General features: G+C 36.4%; 1 protein-coding gene. It reads right to left on the bottom strand.

Going from position 1 to position 555, the window contains the following annotated elements; translation table 11 throughout:
* Positions 1-193 (bottom strand): helix-turn-helix domain-containing protein (locus tag R7R78_RS28625; protein ID WP_225474912.1); only part of this gene is annotated, 193 nt, incomplete at its 3' end.
* Positions 194-555: the final 362 nt, after the last annotated feature.

Consider the following 555-nt stretch of genomic DNA (forward strand, 5'->3'; position numbering starts at 1 on the left):
AGCCGCGAGTGAATGTCGCTACTTGCTGAGATTCAAATCGGTTGTTTTCAATATCTTCAATAACAGAAACGCGAAGTCTCAGGCGATCAGCAACTTGCTTTTGAGTCATACCTAAAGATTCGCGTTTGTTTTTGAGTAATGTGCCCGCTTCAATCGAAAGCGGTACTTCATTGGTATTTTCGTGTTCTGTCATAATGGCGGTATTTAATCTGTTTTAGTGGCTAACACGGTTATTTATTTTCGTTGTTGTTCTTAAGCCTCACTTAAAGATAGCTAGCCTGTTCGCGTTAACCAAAATTATATTTTTAAGAAATTCTCAACAATTGAGTGTGAATACCCGTTTTGCAAAAATCAGCAAAGCGTATGAGAAAAAATGTTGAGAATAATCGGTGTCTTCATGAATGTTCTTCACCATGATAAGCGAATGTATAACGAAGACAAAAACTCTTTACACTCAAACTAACAGATAGCTCAAGCTTTTGTCCAAACTTTGACACAGTAAATTGAAATAAACGCCAAAACCATTCAATTTCAGGGGTTACTTTACAAATACAA

The organism is Vibrio sp. 2134-1, from assembly GCF_033339495.1.